The organism is Pseudomonas sp. L-22-4S-12, assembly GCF_009799935.1.
Classification (GTDB): domain Bacteria; phylum Pseudomonadota; class Gammaproteobacteria; order Pseudomonadales; family Pseudomonadaceae; genus Aquipseudomonas.
Genome location: NZ_WELL01000003.1, coordinates 42654 through 59543 on the forward strand (window position 1 = coordinate 42654; position 16890 = coordinate 59543).

Here is a 16890-nt window from a genome sequence, read left to right on the forward strand (position 1 = left end):
CGCCCGCCCCGCGCAGCCTGTTCAGGCAGCCGGCGCCACGTGGCCCCGGAGTCCTGTTCACTGCCGGGGAGATCGTCATGCGCCATACCCACCGCTTCGCTGCTTTCGCCCTGGGCCTCGGCCTGGCCAGCCACCTCGGTCTTGCCCTGGCGGCGCCGAGCGGACGGATCTATACCGCCAACGAACGCGCGGCCTCGCTCAGTCAGGTGCAGCTCGACAGCGGCGAGGTGCGCTCCATCGCCCTGCCCATCGCGCCGCACAATGTGCAGGTGTCCCCCGACGGCAGCCTGCTGCTGGCCGTGGGCATGCCCGCCCATGACGCGCATCACGCCGGCGAGAGCGCCGGCGGGCAACTGCTGGTGTTCGCCACCGCCGCCCTCGACCAGCCGCCGTTCAGCCTGCCGGCGGGCGAGCATCCGGCCCATGTGGTGACCGACCCGGCGGGGCGGCGTGCCTTCGTGACCGACTCGGCGGCCGATCGACTGCGGGTGTTCGATCTGCAGCAACGGGCGGAAATCGCCAGCGTCGCGACCGGCCGCTATCCCCATGGCCTGCGCCTGAGCCCGGACGGGCGCACGCTGTACGTGGCCAATATGCGCGGCGACAGCGTCTCGGTGATCGACATCACCACGCTCAAGGAGACCGCGCAGATCGCCGTGAGCGGGGCGCCGGTGCAGGTCGGCTTCACCCCGGATGGCCGCCAGGCCTTCGTCTCGCTGAGTGCGAGCAACCAGCTGGGCATCATCGATACCGCCAGTCAGCGCCTGATCGGTCGCGTCGGCGTCGGCCGCACGCCGATCCAGGTGATGGCCGGCGCCGACGGCCGGCAGGTCTATGTGGCCAACCAGGGCAGCAACGAGAAACCCGATGACCGGGTCTCGATCGTCGACCTGCAGACGCGCCAGACCATCGGCAGCGTGACCACCGGCAAGGGCGCCCATGGCGTGGCGATCAGCAGCGACGGCGCCTATGTCTTCGTCAGCAATATCGAGGCGGGCAGCGTGTCGGTGATCGACACGGCCAGCCGCACGGTCGTCGCCACGCACCGGGTCGGCGCCGGGCCCAACGGCATCAGCTACGCCCCCGCCCAGGCCGAGTAGGGCGGAAGCGGCTAAGGTTATTGGAGCCTGTCTCTGCTCTCTTGAGCGTCTGGGCCGCGCGCGGCGCAGCCAGCCCGGGACGAACGCAGGAGCTGATCCATGCCCAGCCATGACCATCACTCGCCCGTACCGGCGGCCGACCTGCGCGACCCGGTGTGCGGCATGCAGGTCGCCGCCGACAGCCGCTTCCAGGCGCAGCATGCCGGGCAGACCTGGCGCTTCTGCAGCGAGCACTGTCGGCTCAAGTTCACTGCCGAGCCGCAGCGCTACCTGACGCCCGCGGAGCCGCCTGCGGCCGGCGCGGCGGACGAGACGGAATACACCTGCCCGATGCACCCGGAGATCCGCCAGCACGGCCCCGGCACCTGCCCCAAGTGCGGCATGGCCCTGGAGCCGGTGCTGCCCGTGCTGGAGGAGGAGGAGAGTCCCGAACTGCGTGACTTCACCCGGCGCTTCAGGTGGAGCCTGCCGCTGACCCTGGCCGTCACCCTGCTGGCCATGGGCGGGCATGCACTGAACCTGCTGCACGGCAGCCAGCAGAACTGGGTCGAGCTGATCCTCGCCACGCCGATCGTGCTCTGGGCCGGCTGGCCGTTCTACGTGCGCGGGGTGCGCTCGGTGCTCCAGCGCAGCCCGAACATGTGGACGCTGATCGGCCTCGGCACCGCCGCCGCCTTCCTCTACAGCCTGGCCGCCACCCTGGTACCCGGCCTGTTTCCCGACACCTTCCGCCAGGATGGACGCATTGGTGTGTACTACGAGGCGGCGGCGGTGATCATCTCGCTGACCCTGCTCGGGCAGATGCTCGAACTCAAGGCGCGCTCGCAGACCTCGGCGGCGATCAAGGCGCTGCTCGGCCTGGCGCCCAAGACCGCACGGCGGATCAACGCCGACGGCAGCGAAGAGGACATCGCCCTGGATCAGGTGCACAGTGGCGACACCCTGCGCGTACGCCCCGGCGAGAAGGTGCCGGTCGACGGCCTGGTGCTGCAGGGCGAAAGCGCGGTGGACGAGTCCATGCTCACCGGCGAGCCGCTGCCGGTGCTGAAACGGGCCGGCGATCCGCTGATCGGCGCTACGCTCAACACCCATGGCAGCCTGGTGATGCAGGCGCAGAAGGTCGGCGCGGCGACCGTGCTGGCGCAGATCGTGCAGATGGTGGTGCAGGCGCAACGCTCCAGGGCGCCGATGCAGCGCCTGGCCGACGTGATCGCCGGTTACTTCGTGCTGGTGGTGATCGCCATCGCCGCCCTGACCTTCCTCGGCTGGGGCCTGTGGGGGCCGCAGCCGAGCTGGGTGTTCGGCCTGATCAACGCGGTGGCGGTGCTGATCATCGCCTGCCCCTGCGCCCTCGGCCTGGCCACGCCGATGTCGGTGATGGTCGCCACCGGCAAGGCCGCCGGCAGCGGCGTGCTGTTCCGCGACGCGGCGGCGATCGAGAACCTGCGCAAGATCGACACCCTGATCGTCGACAAGACCGGCACCCTCACCGCCGGCCACCCGGCCTTCCACAGCGTCGAGCCGGCGCCCGGCTTCGCCGCCGACGAGGTGCTGCGCCTGGCCGCCAGCCTCGACCAGGCCAGCGAGCACCCTCTGGGCCGGGCCATAGTCGAGCAGGCCCGCGCCGCCGGGCTGAGCCTGAGTGCGGCGGAGAACTTCGTCTCGCTCTCCGGCATCGGCAACCGCGGACGGATAGCCGGGCGCCAGCTGCACCTGGGCAACAGCCTGCTGATGGCCGAGGCCGGGGTCGCCACCGCGGCGCTGCAGGGCCGCGCCGAACAACTGCGCGGTGACGGCACCAGCATCATGTATCTGGCGGTGGATGGCGTGCTGGCCGGCCTGCTGGCGGTGGCCGACCCGATCAAGCCGACCTCGCAACTGGCGGTCGAGCGCCTGCAGGCCGCCGGGGTGCGGGTCATCATGGCCACCGGTGACGGCCTCACCACCGCCCGCGCGGTGGCCCGCCAGCTGGGCATCGCGGAGGTCCACGGCGAGGTCAAACCGCAGGACAAGGAACGCCTGGTGGCCAGCCTGCAACAGGCCGGGCACCGGGTGGCGATGGCCGGCGACGGGATCAACGACGCCCCCGCCCTGGCCCGCGCCGACGTCGGCATCGCCATGGGCACCGGCACCGATGTGGCGATGCACAGCGCCCAGGTCACCCTGGTCAAGGGCGATCTGCTGGGCATCCTGCGGGCCCGCAGCCTGTCGCTGGCCACCGTGCGCAACATGCACCAGAACCTGAGCTTCGCCTTCCTCTACAACGCCATGGGCATTCCCCTGGCCGCCGGCCTGCTCTACCCGCTGAGCGGGCACCTGCTGTCGCCCATGATTGCCGCCCTGGCCATGAGCCTGAGTTCCGCCTCGGTGGTGTTCAACGCGTTGCGCCTGCGCCGGGTCTCGCTCGATTGAGGGCGAAGGTGCTTGACCTTGCCATCATGGCAAGGCCGAGGATCAGTGCAAGGCCCGGCGAACTGCGCCGGAGCCGGCCACGGGCAACGCTCAAGGGGGAATGTGTGATGAAGACTATCGAACTGCAGGTCGACGGCATGAGTTGCGGCGCCTGCGTCAAGCGGGTCGGCGCCGCGCTGGGTTCGCTCGCCGGCGTCGGCGAGGTACGGGTCGACCTGGCTGGCGGCAAGGTCAGGGTCGAGGCCGAAGTCGACAGCCGGGAACTGCTGGCCGCCCTGCAACAGGCCGGCTACCCGGCCCGCGTGCTCGGCCCTGCCAATCCGGCCGAAGCCCGCCAGGCCGCTGGCTGTGGCGGCTCCGGCTGTTGCTGCCGGTGACACCGGCGGCCGCTCAGTTCAGCCGGTAGCGGGCCAGTTCTTCGGGCGAGAGCACGTGCATGCGCTGCGGGTCGATGCTGTGCATCTGCGCGACCAGGCTGCTCGGGATGCTCATTTCCTGAAGGTAGGCCGCCGGGTTGTAGCGCACCCCGTTGGCCGCCGGCTCGGCGCGGGCCGAATCGCCGTTCGGGTAATAGGGCCGGTGGATGCCGACATAGCCGCGCACGGTCCTGGCGCGGCCGGCCGCCAGCAGGTAGACGCAGCTGCCCTGGCAGACGCCGGTGGACGGCACCAGGGTGCTGAAGCCGGTTTCGCGCAGCAGGCGGCCCATGCGGATGGCCTCCTGCACGCCGCCGCCGATGCTGTCCAGCAGCACGACTTTCTGCGCGAACTGCCCCGGATTGCCCTTGATGCCCTGCAGCAGCTCCTCGTAGTCGCCGGGGGCGATGTCTTCCGAGACCTTGGCCACCAGCATGCGGCCGATGCTCTTGTGCTGCACGGCCTCCACCTCCACCTTGGCCTGCGCGGTGGCCGCGCCCAGGGTGGTGGTGCAGAGGAGGGCGACCCGGATTAAGCGGCGGTTCATGGTGCAGGCAGCTCCTCGAGGAAGGCGGGGGAGGCGGGGGAGGCGGGGGAGGCGCCGAAGATACCTGCAAGTGCCGCGTCCCGCACTAGGCGGATGTCAGGCCCGCACGCTGCGGGTGTTGGCCGTTGCCCTGTTCCTGGCTGGCCGTTTGAGACCTCATACGCCGCGCGATGCTGTTTTAGTGTGAATGGCATCGAGATGAGCAGGCGTTCGGGGGGATCTATGCAGGCAGGGCAGAACGGGGGCCGGGGGGCGGCCGGCGGCTGGTGCGGCTGGGCCGTCATGCTGGGGCTGTGCGCGCTGCTCGGCGGTTGCGGCGAGGAGGCGCCGGCTCGTACCAGCGATGCGCAGGCGGTGCCGGCCGATGCGGCGCTGGCGCAGCTGTACGGCGCCAGCTGCCGGCAGTGCCATGCCAACCCGGCCGCCGGCGCGCCGCTGACCGGCGATGCCGTGGCCTGGGCGCCGCGCCTGGCCAAGGGCATGGATACCCTGCTGGAGCACAGCATCAACGGCTTCCAGGGCATGCCGCCGATGGGGCTGTGCATGCAGTGCACGGCAGAGGAGTTCCAGGCGCTGATCGAGTTCATGGCGACGGCGAAGCCGGCGGAGGGCCGCTGACATGGGCCAGCCATTCTCCCGCCGCCAGCTGTTGCAGCGTGCCAGCCTGCTGGGCGCCTGCCTGGCGTTGCCGGGCCGCGCGCTGTGGGCCGACGCGGCAAGCGCGCCGCGCCCCATCCCCTGGCGCAACTGGTCCGGGGCGCAGAGTTGCCTGCCGCTGGAGCGGCTGGCGCCGAAGAGCCTGGACGAGTTGGTCCAGGTCATCCGCCAGGCGCCGGGCAAGATCCGCCCGGTCGGCTCGGGGCATTCCTTCAGCGCGCTGGTGCCCACCGACGGCACCCTGCTCTCGCTCAGCCACTTCGCCGGGCTGCTGGAACATGACGGGCAGAGCCTGCAGGCCGAGTTCGCCGGCGGCACGCCGATGGCGCAGATGGGCGCACCGCTCAAGGCGGTCGGCCAGGCCCTGGTCAACATGGCCGACATCGATTACCAGACGCTGGCCGGGGCGATCGCCACCTCGACCCACGGCACCGGCATCGGTTTCGGCTCCTATTCCGCCCAGGTCTGCGCCCTGCAACTGGTCAGCGCCGCCGGCGAGGTGCTCGACTGCAGCCGCGAGAACAATCGCGCGCTGTTCGACGCCGCGCGTGTGTCGCTCGGCGCCCTCGGTGTGGTGACCCGCGTGCGCCTGCAGAACCGCGCCGCCTACCGGCTGCGCGAGCGCCAGTGGCTCGCCAGGACCGAAGAGCTGCTGGAGGACATCGACAACCTCAAGCGCGACAACCAGCACTGGGAAATGCTGGTGGTCACCCACTCCGACTACGCCCTGGCGGTGGCGCTGAACGAGACCGAGGAGCCGAGCACGCCGCCGCTGGCGCCGGACGAGGAGGGCGGCAACGGCTTCATCGGGCTGATCGAGGGGCTGGACAAGCACCTCAGCGATTACCCCGAGCTGCGCCGCAGCCTGCTCAACAACATGCGCCACCTGGCCAGCTTCGAGGAGCGTGTGGGCGACTCCCATGAAATCTTCGCCAATGTGCGCAACGTGCGTTTCAACGAGATGGAGTACTCGGTGCCGGCCGAGCACGGCCCGGCCTGCCTGCGCGAGATCCTCAAGCGCATCGACGACGGCAACCTGCGCACCTGGTTTCCCATCGAGTACCGCTACGTCCAGGCCGACGACATCCCCCTGAGCATGTTCGAGGGGCGCGACAGCTGCGCGATCTCGGTGCACCAGCACTATGCGATGGACCATCACAACTTCTTCGCCGCGATCGAGCCGATCTTCTGGAAGTACCAGGGCCGGCCGCACTGGGGCAAGTTGCACAGCCTGGGTGCGCGCCAGCTGGAGGCGCTGTACCCGCGCTGGAAGGCATTCACCGAGGTGCGCCAGGCGCTGGACCCGCGCGGGCGTTTCGTCAACGCGCACCTGGCCGGCCTGTTCGGTCTCGCCTGAGGGAAGTAGATGAAGCGACGTTCTTTCGTACTGGCCGGCCTGGGCGCCGGCGGGCTGCTGGCCGCCGCCGGGCTGCGTCCGGGGGATCGGGGCCAGCCGCACGACGCCTATTTCCAGGCGCTGAACCGGGAGCTCAAGGCCAACGGGCCGATGCGCCCGGCGCTGGTCATCGACCTCGACCGCCTCGATCACAACATCGAGGTGGTGCGCCAGTTCCTCGCCCGCAGCGGCAAGCAGCTGCGCCTGGTGGAGAAGTCGCTGCCGGCCCCCGATCTGTTGCGCTACATCGGCGAGGGCCTCGGCACCCGGCGGCTGATGTCCTTCCACCAGCCCTTTCTCAATCACGATGCGCGGCTGTTTCCCGAGGCCGACATCCTGCTCGGCAAGCCGCTGCCGGTACGCTCGGCGCAGCTGTTCTACCAGCGCCATCGCGGCCCTTTCGACCCGGCCCGCCAGCTGCAATGGCTGATCGACACCCCCGCACGCCTGCAGCAGTACCTGGCCCTGGCCCGGGGGCTGGGCACGCGGCTGCGGATCAACATCGAGCTGGACGTCGGCCTGCATCGCGGCGGCGTGGGCGACACCCAGGCGCTGGCGCCGCTGCTGCAGCTGATCGCGGATAACCCGCAGCATCTGGAGTTCGCCGGGTTCATGGGCTACGACCCCTTCGTCGGCATGAACCTGCCGGAGCTGCTCGGCACCCAGGACGAGCTGCTGGCCAAGGTGCTGGCGCTGTACCAGGGCCAGGTGGACTTCACCCGCCAGCGCTTCCCGGCCCTGTGGCGCGCGGGGCTGACCCTGAACACCGCCGGCAGCCCCAGCTACCGCGCCCACGAGCGGGAGTCGCTGAGCAGCGAGGTGGCGATCGGCACCGGCCTGCTCAAGCCCAGCCATTACGACCTGCCGTCGCTGGCCGAGCATCAGCCGGCCGTCTATATCGCCACGCCGGTGCTCAAGCACACCGGGGCGCTGCGCATCCCGGCGCTGGACGAGAAGTCGCGGCTGCTGTCCTGGTGGGACGTCAACCAGCGCGAAACCTTCTTCATCTACGGCGGCAACTGGATGGCCGATCCGGTGTCGCCCGCGGGGCTGCAGCTGAGCGGCCTGTACGGGCGCAGCTCGAACCAGGAACTGGTCAACGGCTCGCCGGCGGTGCGCCTGGCGGTGGACGACCAGGTGTTCCTGCGGCCGACCCAGAGCGAGTCGGTGCTGCTGCAGTTCGGCGACCTGCTGGCCGTGCGCGGCGGCCGAATAGTCGAGCGCTGGCCGGTGTATCAGGAGTCCTGAATCAGGTGCGCCGTGGCGCACCCTGCGGCCTAGGGCTGCGCGGCGATACGCTGCTTCGCCGTGCGCGGGGTCACCCCGGTCCAGCGCTTGAAGGCGCGGCGGAAGTTGCGCACGTCGCTGAAGCCGGTGGCGCAGGCCACGTCGATCAGCCGGTTGTCGTGCTGGCCGAGCAGTTGCAGAGCGCGGGTGCGGCGCAGCTCGTCGACTATGCCGTGGTAGCTCAGGCCCGCCTCGCCGATGCGCCGGCGCAGGGTGCGCTCGCTGAGGTTCAACTGGCTGGCCAGCTGGCTCAGCGAAGGCGGCGCGCCGAGGTTCTTGCGCACCTCGCGCTCGATGGTTTCGACCAGGTCGCTCAGGCCCTGATCCTGGCGAATGGTGCCGTCCAGCAGCAGGCAGGTCTCGGCGACGACATAGTCGTCGCGGGTCGGCAGCGGCAGCTCCAGCCAGCTGGCCGGGAACTGCATCAGGTTGTGCTCGCCGGCGAAGCGCAGCGGGCAGCGGAACAGCTCGGCATAGCGCTGCGCGTGGGGCGGGCTGGGGTGCTGCACCTCGATGCGGCTGGCGACCAGGTCCTGGCCGGTGAGGAAGCGCACGATGGCCAGGCTGCTGGAAAACGCCTCTTCCAGATAGAACGCCGCCACCTCCTGGTCGAAGAAGCGTGGCGTGGCATGGATCAGCACCTGGTTGCCGGCCAGCTCCATGCGGTAGTCGAGCAGGCTGCCGATGTGCCACTGGTAGCGCAGCGCCAGTTGCAGCGCCGTGCCCAGGTCCGGGCTGGCCAGCATGGCCAGCCCCACCAGGCCCCAGGACACCGGCGTCTGCCGGCTGCCGACGGTCAGGCCCAGGCCGCTGTCGCCGAGCAGCTGCCGGGCGCGGCGCACCAGCTGGTAGCTCTGGCGGAAGGACAGGCGGTAGTCCGGTCGTTGCAGATCCTCCGGGGCGAAGCCCAGGCCGCGGCACAGCAGCGCCGGGTCATGGCCGCAGGCGACCGCGTACTGCAGCAGGAAGCGGGAGATCTGCGGTGGCGCCGAGGCCTCCGAATAGCGCGGATCGATGATGGGTTTCATGGCCAGTGCCCCCTGACTGCCCGAGCGGTTGTCGTCGGGCAGTGTGCCGCAAATGCCGGGCGAGGAATGTGTTTGCAAATGTGACGGGCCTTCTGAGCCCTCATTTTTGTCCGTTTTGGCCCCATGCCGGTTTTTTTGTTGCCGTTAATTTCAACCGGACTCAGGAGGTGCATATGTCATACAACAAAAGCAAGATGGCATTGGCAGTTGGGCTGGGGCTGTGGGGGACGCAGCTGCAGGCTTTCGAGATCGATACCGGGCCCCATCTGACGACCTCGCTGGAGAGCGTCGCCGAGTTCACCTCGGTGTACCGCACCAGCGCGCCCGAGCGCATCGAGAGCGGCGGGCAGAACGTCTTCATCAACAACAACGACGGCAGCGAGTACTACGACCGCGGCTTCGTCGCCAACGAGTTCAAGCTGACGTCCGAGCTGCACCTGCGCACCGAGCAGGACGGCCTGTTCGTTCGTGGTACCGCCTGGTACGACACCCAGCTGATGGACCACGATCCCAGCGGCGACGGCTTCGACACCCACAACACCGACAGCGACCAGCGCTACCCCTCCGACCTGGAGAACCGCGCCGGCCACCGCGCGCGCCTGCTCGATGCGTATCTCTATACCAACCGCTATCTCGGCGAGATGCCGGCCAGCCTGCGCCTGGGCCGCCAGGTGATCAACTGGGGCGAGGGCATCTACTACGCCGACGGGATCAACGTGATCAACCCGGTGGACATCGGCCGGGTGGTGCTGCCCAACGCCAGCCTCAAGGATGCCCTGCTGCCGACCAACATGGTCTCGGCTCAGCTCGGCCTGAGCGATGCGTTCAACCTCGAGGCCTTCTATGGCCTGGAGTGGAAGGGCCACGAGCTGATCCCCACCGGCGCCTTCCTCAACAACCAGGACTACTTCGGCAAGGGCAGCAACGGCGTGCTGGTCGACTTGCGCAACGAACTGGGCGGCCTGGCCGAGCTGGTGCCGGGGCTCAACGGCGAGAACGGCATAGTCGCCGGCGCCCGCTATGGCGAGGAGCACGATGCCCGCGACGACGGCCAGTTCGGCGTGGCCCTGCGCTACCTGGCCGAGGAGTGGAACAACACCGAATTCAGCCTGTATTACCTCAACTACCACAGCAAGGTGCCGTTCCTGCGCATCCAGAAGGGCCAGTCGTTTGCCTGTTCGGCGGGCACGGGCGGACGCTTCAGCGAGGTCTGCGGCTTGGCCCAGGCCTTCGATCCGGCCTCGGTGCCGCTGGTCGACGGCCTGGCCCTGCTCGACAGCACCTACTACGACTTCATCTACCCCGAGGACATCCGCCTGTTCGGCCTCAGCGTGTCCGGCACCATCGGCGACACCAGCGTGGCCGGCGAGCTGGCCTACCGGCCCAATGCACCGCTGGAGCCGTCGATGGTCTATGAGCTGGAGGCCCTGGCCGAGGGGGCGCTGGGCGCCGGCGGGGCGAGCGGCGGCAGCATCGACCTGGGCGAGTTCGGCGACGCCTCGGCCAACGACCCGCGGCGCAGCATCGACCTGTACCGACGCCACGAGCTGTATACCGGCTCGCTCTCGACCATCCACACCTTCGGTCCGCTGCTGGGTCTGGATGACCTGATCATGCTCGGCGAGGTGGCCTTCAACCATGTGCCGGGCAGCCTGCTCGACTCGGCCAACTACGCCTACCTGGACTCCTTCGCCTGGGGCTACACGCTGAACTTCTCCGGCCTGATCCAGGACGTGCGGCCGAACTTCGACCTGCTGCCGGGGCTGACCTTGCGCCAGGACGTGTCCGGCACCTCGCCGTCGCTCAACGAGAATTTCATCCAGGGACGCAAGTCGGCGACCCTCGAACTGGGCGCCAAGTACGGCCAGAAGCTGGCCGGCAAGCTCGGTTACACCTCGTTCTGGGGCGCGCGCAAGGACAACGCGCTGATCGACCGCGACCACGTCGCCCTCAACCTCTCCTACTCCTTCTGACGGCAGGAACCCCCATGACTAGACAAGCTTTGCGTGCCGGTTGCCTCCTGCTCTCCCTCGGCCTGCTGCTGCCGCAGGCGGCCCAGGCCAAGGTCAGTGCCGAGCAGGCGGCGCAGTTGAATGACCGCCTCACCCCGTTCGGCGCCGAGCGCCAGGGCGACGCCGGCGCGGGGATTCCCGCGTGGACTGGCGGCCTGAGCCAGGCCCCGGCCGGCTACGGCGGCCCCGGCAGTTTCCATGTCGATCCCTTCGCCGGCGAACAGCCGTTGCGGGTGATCGACGCACAGACCCAGCAGGCCGATGCGGCCAATCTCAGCGAGGGGGTCAAGGCGCTGTTCAAGGCCTACCCGCAGAGCTTCAAGGTGCCGGTCTACCCCAGTCATCGCAGCTTTGCCGCGCCCCAGGAGATCTATCAGAACACCTTGAACAATGCCCAGCAGGCGACCCTGGCCGCCGGTGGCAATGGCCTGGTCGGTGCCTACGCGGGGATTCCGTTCCCGCTCCCGGCGGACGGCCGCGAGGCGATCTGGAACCACATCGCCCGCTGGCAGGGGCGTTACATCGATGAGGTCGCCGTCACCGCCCAGGTCACCGCCAGCGGCAGTTACTCGGTTCTGCGCGAGCGCATCCAGCTGCTCTCCAACTACTACCATCCGCAGAAGGATGCCGGCAGCCTGAACAACCAGCTCTACGCCTATGCCAGCGAACTGCTGCCGCCCTCGCGTGACGTCGGCCGGGCCTTGCTGGTGCACGAGCCCATCGACCAGGTCGCCGAGCCGCGCTCGGCGTGGATCTACAACCCCGGTCAGCGCCGGGTGCGCCGCGCGCCGACCCTGGCCTACGACACGCCGATCGACGGCATCTACGCCGACGATACCGACATGTACAACGGCGCCATCGACCGCTACGACTGGACGCTGGTCGGCAAGCGCAACCTGCTGGTGCCCTACCACAACTACGCCATGGAGCAGCCGGGACGCCCGGCCGACGAGCTGATCAAGCCCGGCCACCTCAACCCCGAGCTGACCCGCTGGGAAATGCACCGCGTGTGGGTGGTCGAGGCGACCCTGCGTGCCGGTCAGCGCCATGTGCACGCCAAGCGCCGCTTCTACCTCGACGAGGACAGCTGGTACGCCCTGATGGTGGAAAACTACGACGCCCGCGGCGAGCTGTGGCACGTCAACCTGGCCTTCAGCAAGAACGCCTACGAGGTGCCCACCATCGCCCCGGTGAATCTGGTGTTCCACGATCTGATCGCCCGCAGCTATACGGTGCTCGGCCTGCGCAACAACGAGAAGGCGCCGCGGCAGTTCCTCCTGGCGGCGCCCCCGGAGAGCTACTTCACCCCGGGCAGCCTGCGGCGCAAGGGCACGCAGTAGAGCCTTGTCGGCGCCTGGGGCCGGCCTCCTGGCGCCATGCCGCTCGCACCGCACACCTCCCCCCGAACAGGCGCCCCGGCGCCTGTTCGCACTTTGCGGGTGACGGCCCCCGGTAAAACCCGCAAAATACGGCCAATCCGGCTGCCTGGCAGCCCGTTCCTTTCGCGACTGGAGTAACCCGCACCACCATGCGCATGCGCCTGATGCTGCTGGGCGGCGGCAATGCCCTGGGGCAGGCGCTGATCCGCCTGGGGGCCGAGGAAGATATCGGCTTTCTGGCCCCACGCCCGCCCGAGGGCGGCTGGGATGTGGCCAGCCTGACCCAACTGCTCGATGACACGCGCCCCGATGCGCTGATCAATCTCGCCTACTACTTCGACTGGTTCCAGGCCGAGACGGTCGACGAGGCGCGCTTCGCCCAGCAGGAGCGGGCCCTGGAGCGCCTCGCCGAGCTGTGCCAGCACCACAATATCGTCCTCCTGCAGCCGTCCAGTTACCGGGTGTTCGACGGCTCGCGGGCCACCGCCTACAGCGAGAAGGACGAGCCGGTGCCGCTGGGCCTGCGCGGCCAGGCGCTGCGGCGCATCGAGCAGTGCGTGCGGGCCACCTGCCCGCGGCATGTGCTGCTGCGTTTCGGCTGGCTGCTGGACGACAGCGCCGACGGCCTGCTCGGGCGTTTCCTGCGCCGCGCCGAGCTGGAGCAGGAGCTGTTCATGGCCGATGACCGGCGCGGCAATCCGACCCTGGTCGACGATGCCGCGCGGGTGATCATCGCCGTGCTCAAGCAGCTCGACTGCCAGATCCCGCTGTGGGGCACCTACCATTACGGCGGCCACGAGGCGACCACGCCGCTGGCCCTGGGCCAGGCGATCATCGGCGAGGCGCGGCCGCTGCATCAGCTGCACGTGCGCGAAGTCAGCCCGCAGGCGCACGCCGCGCGCCCGGATGCCGCCGACGAGCCGCAGCACGCGGTGCTGGCCTGCAAGAAGATCCTGCACACCTTCGGCATCAAGCCGCGCGCCTGGCGCTCGGGCCTGCCGGCCCTGCTTGACCGCTACTACCGACATCACTGAGGCCGCATGAGCGACTTGCCCATCCTGATCACCGGCGGCGCCGGCTTTATCGGCTCGCACCTGGCCGATGCCCTGCTCGCCGCCGGCTACCGCGTACGCGTGCTGGACAACCTGTCCACCGGCAAGCGCAGCAACCTGGCCCTGGACAACCCGCGCCTGCAACTGCTCGAAGGCGACGTGGCCGATGCGGCGCTGGTGCGCCAGGCGGTCGGCGGTTGCCAGGCGGTCGCCCACCTGGCGGCGGTGGCTTCGGTGCAGGCCTCGGTCGACGACCCGGTGAGTACCCACCAGAGCAACTTCATCGGCACCCTCAACCTCTGCGAGGCCATGCGCGAGGCCGGCGTGCGGCGGGTGGTGTTCGCCTCCAGCGCGGCGGTGTACGGCAACAATGGCGAGGGCGTGGCGGTGCGCGAGGACACGCCCAAGGCGCCGCTGACCCCCTACGCCGCGGACAAGCTGGCCAGCGAGCACTACCTGGACTTCTACCGGCGCCAGCATGGCCTGGAACCGGCGGTCTTCCGCTTCTTCAATATCTTCGGCCCGCGCCAGGACCCGTCCTCGCCCTATTCGGGGGTGATCAGCATCTTCACCGAGCGCGCCTTGGCGGGATTGCCGATCAGCGTGTTCGGCGATGGCGAGCAGACCCGCGACTTCTTCTATGTCGCCGACCTGGTGCCGCTGCTGGTGCAGGCCCTGGGCATGCCGCAGGTGGCCGTCGGCGCGGTGAACGTCGGGCACAACCAGGCGGTCAGCCTGAATCAGCTGCTGGCGGCGATCCGGGCCGTACTCGGCCAGTTGCCGGCGGTCAGCCATGGCGCCGCGCGCCCCGGCGATATCCGCCACTCGCGAGCGGACAACGGCCTGCTGCTGGAGCGCTTCGCCTGCACACCGGCCACGCCGCTGCAGGTCGGCCTGGCGCGCCTGCTGGGACGCTGAGCGGCCCGGCCGGGCACAAAAAAGCCGCGCAATGCGCGGCTTTTTGTTGGGCGGCTAGGCGCGGTTTAGAACTTGTAGCCCAGGCCGACCATGTACACGAACGGATCGACATCGACGTCGACTTCGACTTCGCCGAGGGCGTTGTGGTCGAGGGTCGCGGTGGTGTCGATGTCGATGTAGCGCACCTGGGCGTTGATCAGCAGGTTGTCGTTGAGCATGTAGTCCATGCCCACCTGGTAGGCCAGGCCCCACGAATCGTCGAGTTCCAGGTTGCTGAAACCGTTGTTTTCCTGGCGGCTGCTCAGGTCTTCATCGAAGAAGATGGTGTAGTTGATGCCCAGGCCGACATAGGGCTGGAAGGCGGATTTGCTGTCCAGCGGGTAGTACACGGCGCTCAGGGTCGGCGGCAGGTGCTTGATGTCGCCGAGGCTGCCATCGATGGTGCCGGCAGGAGTGCCCAGCGCAGCGTCGACGCCTTTCACGCCCACTTCGTGGCTGAACGGGGTGGCGGCCAGCAGCTCGATACCGATGTTGTTGGTGACCATGTAGGCGAAGTTCAGGCCCAGCTGGGTGTCGCTGTCCAGGGTGGCTTTGGTGCCGGCGACGTCGGCGCCGCCGACTTGCAGCTCGCCGCTGTCTTCTTGCGGGTCGACGGTGGCAGCACCGGCGCGAACGATGATGTCACCCGCCTCGAAGGCCTGGGCCATCGGCGCCGCAACGGCGAGGGCGAGAAGGGATGCGGTCAGCAGGGACTTGCGCATGGTGTGCTCCAATCAGTTTTAGGAATGTGTTGGCTGAGTGGATTGTCAGCCAACCCGATGGAGGCACTTGTTGACCCAGCTCAATAGCCGGAAGTGTTGTAGGGCTTTCGGGGTGCGTCAATCTGGCACACCCCTGGCCATCACATCTCGTAGGGGTAGATCTTCTCGGCCTGCATCTGGTAGCCGGCTTCGGCCAGCTCGCTGCTGATCTGCGCGACCTTGAGCGGGCCCTCGATCCAGAACGGCTGGTACAGGGCGTCCATCAGCACGCCCAGCTCGCTGGTGACGTGGACGATCTGGTTCGACGGCGGCGGTGGCACGTGGATGCAGGCGCCGAAGTAGGGGACGAAGAGGAATTCGGTGACCCGGCCTTCTTCGGTCACATCCAGCGGCACGATGTAGCCAGGCAGTTTCACCTGCTGACCGTCGAGCGCCTTGATCACTGGCGCCGCCGGCGACTGCTGGGTGGCGGCCGGGGCGCTTTCGGCGGCGAGCTGGTCGGCCAGCTGGCTCAGGTCATGCAGCGGGGCGCCCGGTTGCGCCTGTACCGGCGCACCGGCCGGGACCAGCTCGCTCCAGGTCAGCTCGCGGGCATCCGCCGCCCACAGGGGCGTGGTGCAGAACATCAGCAGGGCGAGCAGGGCACGCAACATCCAACACCTCACAATCGAATCGACAGGCCATCGGCCAGGGACTGCCGATAGGCGCGCCAGGCCGGCACGCTGCCCATCAGCAGGGCGGCGGCCAGAATAGCGCCGAGCAGCGTCCACTCATAGCCGCTGGGCAGGTTCAGCGGCAGGTACAGGCCATAGTGCGCCTGCACATAGCCCTGGCTGGCGGCGATGCCCAGGTAGAGCAGGGCCAGGCCGAGCAGCACGCCGGCCAGGGCCAGGGCCAGGGCTTCCAGCACCAGCAAACCGGCGATATGCCAGGGCCGCGCGCCCACCGAGCGGAGGATGGCCATCTCCCGGCGGCGTTCGTTGAGGCTGGTGAGGATGGCCGTGAGCATGCCGATCAGCCCGGTCAGCACGACGAACAGCGAGACCACGAACAGCGCCTTCTCGGCCACGCCCATCAGGCTCCACAGCTCCTGCAGGGCCACCCCGGGCAGGATCGCCAGCAGCGGCTCGCCGCGGTATTCGTTGACCTGGCGCTGCACGGCGAAGGTGGCGATCTTGCTTTTCAGGCCGAGCAGGACGGCGGTGATCGCCTTGGGCTGCAGGCCCATCGCGCGCGCCTGCTCGGCCGAGACCTTGCCGGCGCCGCGCGCCGGCACGCCGTTTTGCCAGTCGACATGCAGCGCCTCCATGCCGGCCAGGGAGATGTGCAGGGTGCGGTCCACCGGCGTGCCGGTGCGGGCGAGGATGCCGGTCACGGTGAAGGGCTTGTCGTCGTGCTGGGTCAGGCTGACCGTGCTGACTCCGTGGGCCAGGACGATCTTGTCGCCCAACTTGTAGTGCAGCGCCTGCGCCACTTCGGCGCCGAGCACCACTTCGAACAGGTCGGCGAACGGCTTGCCCTCGGTCAGCTGCAGGCTCTGCCCGCGGCCGTAGTGGTAGTGGGCGAAGTAGCCGACATCGGTGCCCATCACCCGGTAGCCGCGGTGCGAGTCGCCCAGCGACAGCGGGATCGCCCACTGCACCTGCGGGTGTTTGGCCAGGGTCTCGAAGCTGTCCCAGCGGATGTTGTTGGTGGCGTTGCCGATGCGGAACACCGAATACAGCAGCAGGTTCACGCTGCCGGACCGGGCGCCGACTATCAGGTCGGTGCCGCTGATGGTGCTGGCGAAACTGGTGCGTGCCTCATTGCGCACCCGTTCGACGGCGAGCAGCAGGCACACCGACAGGGCGATGGCGAACACCGTGAGCAGGGCGGTGAAGCGGCGGTTGTTGAGGCTGGCCAGGGCGATATGTAGCAGGTGCATC

Annotated in this window: 15 protein-coding genes; 10 read left to right on the plus strand and 5 right to left on the minus strand. The window is 69.0% G+C overall.

What is annotated here, in order from left to right:
* Positions 1–77 precede the first annotated feature (77 nt).
* The 3 genes from F3I16_RS09445 (at position 78) to F3I16_RS09455 (ending at position 3889) form a co-directional block, all read left to right on the plus strand.
* Complete coding sequence (locus F3I16_RS09445) at positions 78–1100, plus strand: cytochrome D1 domain-containing protein (protein ID WP_160493428.1); 1023 nt, start codon at positions 78–80, stop codon at positions 1098–1100.
* A 162-nt stretch (positions 1101–1262) separates the two neighbouring features.
* The gene (locus tag F3I16_RS09450) at positions 1263–3512 is read left to right on the plus strand and encodes a heavy metal translocating P-type ATPase (protein ID WP_372239616.1); all 2250 of its coding nucleotides are present in this window, start codon (positions 1263–1265) and stop codon (positions 3510–3512) included.
* Between the two features lie 107 nt (positions 3513–3619).
* Entirely contained in the window at positions 3620–3889 is a 270-nt protein-coding gene (locus F3I16_RS09455; protein WP_160493430.1) for a heavy-metal-associated domain-containing protein, read from the plus strand.
* A gap of 13 nt (positions 3890–3902) precedes the next feature.
* On the opposite strand, the gene F3I16_RS09460 is transcribed toward F3I16_RS09455, so the two are convergent.
* Positions 3903–4475 carry a hypothetical protein gene (locus F3I16_RS09460; protein ID WP_160493431.1) on the minus strand — a complete coding sequence of 191 codons (573 nt, stop codon included), beginning with the start codon at positions 4473–4475 and terminating at the stop codon, positions 3903–3905.
* A 282-nt stretch (positions 4476–4757) separates the two neighbouring features.
* Between F3I16_RS09460 and F3I16_RS09465 the strand changes: the two genes are divergently transcribed.
* From F3I16_RS09465 to F3I16_RS09475, 3 genes are all read left to right on the plus strand, one after another.
* Positions 4758–5093, plus strand: coding sequence for a cytochrome c5 family protein (locus F3I16_RS09465; protein WP_256670138.1), 336 nt, complete (start codon positions 4758–4760; stop codon positions 5091–5093).
* Between the two features lies 1 nt (position 5094).
* The gene (locus F3I16_RS09470) at positions 5095–6489 is read left to right on the plus strand and encodes a D-arabinono-1,4-lactone oxidase (RefSeq protein WP_160493433.1); all 1395 of its coding nucleotides are present in this window, start codon (positions 5095–5097) and stop codon (positions 6487–6489) included.
* Positions 6490–6561: 72 nt separating this feature from the next.
* Positions 6562–7776 (plus strand): DSD1 family PLP-dependent enzyme, encoded by a 1215-nt coding sequence (locus F3I16_RS09475; protein WP_160493708.1) that lies wholly within the window; start codon positions 6562–6564, stop codon positions 7774–7776.
* Between the two features lie 29 nt (positions 7777–7805).
* Here F3I16_RS09475 and F3I16_RS09480 read toward each other — a convergent pair whose 3' ends face one another.
* Complete coding sequence (locus F3I16_RS09480; RefSeq protein ID WP_160493434.1) at positions 7806–8843, minus strand: AraC family transcriptional regulator; 1038 nt, start codon at positions 8841–8843, stop codon at positions 7806–7808.
* A 173-nt stretch (positions 8844–9016) separates the two neighbouring features.
* Here F3I16_RS09480 and F3I16_RS09485 point away from each other — a divergent pair, with 173 nt between their 5' ends.
* From F3I16_RS09485 to F3I16_RS09500, 4 genes are all read left to right on the plus strand, one after another.
* Positions 9017–10816, plus strand: a complete 1800-nt coding sequence (locus tag F3I16_RS09485) for a DUF1302 domain-containing protein (protein ID WP_160493435.1) — start codon at positions 9017–9019, stop codon at positions 10814–10816.
* A gap of 14 nt (positions 10817–10830) precedes the next feature.
* On the plus strand, positions 10831–12195 hold the full coding sequence (locus F3I16_RS09490) for a DUF1329 domain-containing protein (protein ID WP_160493436.1): 1365 nt from the start codon (positions 10831–10833) through the stop codon (positions 12193–12195).
* 188 nt (positions 12196–12383) lie between these two features.
* Positions 12384–13268, plus strand: coding sequence for a sugar nucleotide-binding protein (locus F3I16_RS09495; RefSeq protein WP_160493437.1), 885 nt, complete (start codon positions 12384–12386; stop codon positions 13266–13268).
* A 6-nt stretch (positions 13269–13274) separates the two neighbouring features.
* A complete protein-coding gene (locus F3I16_RS09500; protein WP_160493438.1) occupies positions 13275–14204 on the plus strand; it encodes an NAD-dependent epimerase/dehydratase family protein in 930 nt (309 codons plus the stop codon).
* Between the two features lie 65 nt (positions 14205–14269).
* Here the strand turns inward: F3I16_RS09500 and F3I16_RS09505 are convergent, their stop codons facing one another.
* The 3 genes from F3I16_RS09505 to F3I16_RS09515 form a co-directional block, all read right to left on the minus strand.
* Entirely contained in the window at positions 14270–14965 is a 696-nt protein-coding gene (locus F3I16_RS09505; RefSeq protein WP_160493439.1) for an OmpW family protein, read from the minus strand.
* Positions 14966–15105: 140 nt separating this feature from the next.
* A complete protein-coding gene (locus F3I16_RS09510; RefSeq protein ID WP_160493440.1) occupies positions 15106–15618 on the minus strand; it encodes a DUF3299 domain-containing protein in 513 nt (170 codons plus the stop codon).
* A gap of 8 nt (positions 15619–15626) precedes the next feature.
* Positions 15627–16889, minus strand: coding sequence for an ABC transporter permease (locus F3I16_RS09515; protein ID WP_160493441.1), 1263 nt, complete (start codon positions 16887–16889; stop codon positions 15627–15629).
* Between the last annotated feature and the right edge of the window lies 1 nt (position 16890).

What these genes read in the sequence shown, in the direction of transcription:
- F3I16_RS09465 (WP_256670138.1), top strand. Translation starts at nt 4,758, where the DNA reads ATGCTGGGGCTGTGCGCGCTGCTCGGCGGTTGCGGCGAGGAGGCGCCG.
- F3I16_RS09450 (WP_372239616.1), top strand. Translation starts at nt 1,263, where the DNA reads ATGCAGGTCGCCGCCGACAGCCGCTTCCAGGCGCAGCATGCCGGGCAG.
- F3I16_RS09505 (WP_160493439.1), bottom strand. Translation starts at nt 14,965, where the DNA reads ATGCGCAAGTCCCTGCTGACCGCATCCCTTCTCGCCCTCGCCGTTGCG.
- F3I16_RS09510 (WP_160493440.1), bottom strand. Translation starts at nt 15,618, where the DNA reads ATGTTGCGTGCCCTGCTCGCCCTGCTGATGTTCTGCACCACGCCCCTG.
- F3I16_RS09455 (WP_160493430.1), top strand. Translation starts at nt 3,620, where the DNA reads ATGAAGACTATCGAACTGCAGGTCGACGGCATGAGTTGCGGCGCCTGC.
- F3I16_RS09480 (WP_160493434.1), bottom strand. Translation starts at nt 8,843, where the DNA reads ATGAAACCCATCATCGATCCGCGCTATTCGGAGGCCTCGGCGCCACCG.
- F3I16_RS09470 (WP_160493433.1), top strand. Translation starts at nt 5,095, where the DNA reads ATGGGCCAGCCATTCTCCCGCCGCCAGCTGTTGCAGCGTGCCAGCCTG.
- F3I16_RS09460 (WP_160493431.1), bottom strand. Translation starts at nt 4,475, where the DNA reads ATGAACCGCCGCTTAATCCGGGTCGCCCTCCTCTGCACCACCACCCTG.
- F3I16_RS09490 (WP_160493436.1), top strand. Translation starts at nt 10,831, where the DNA reads ATGACTAGACAAGCTTTGCGTGCCGGTTGCCTCCTGCTCTCCCTCGGC.
- F3I16_RS09500 (WP_160493438.1), top strand. Translation starts at nt 13,275, where the DNA reads ATGAGCGACTTGCCCATCCTGATCACCGGCGGCGCCGGCTTTATCGGC.
- F3I16_RS09485 (WP_160493435.1), top strand. Translation starts at nt 9,017, where the DNA reads ATGTCATACAACAAAAGCAAGATGGCATTGGCAGTTGGGCTGGGGCTG.
- F3I16_RS09445 (WP_160493428.1), top strand. Translation starts at nt 78, where the DNA reads ATGCGCCATACCCACCGCTTCGCTGCTTTCGCCCTGGGCCTCGGCCTG.
- F3I16_RS09515 (WP_160493441.1), bottom strand. Translation starts at nt 16,889, where the DNA reads ATGCACCTGCTACATATCGCCCTGGCCAGCCTCAACAACCGCCGCTTC.
- F3I16_RS09495 (WP_160493437.1), top strand. Translation starts at nt 12,384, where the DNA reads ATGCGCATGCGCCTGATGCTGCTGGGCGGCGGCAATGCCCTGGGGCAG.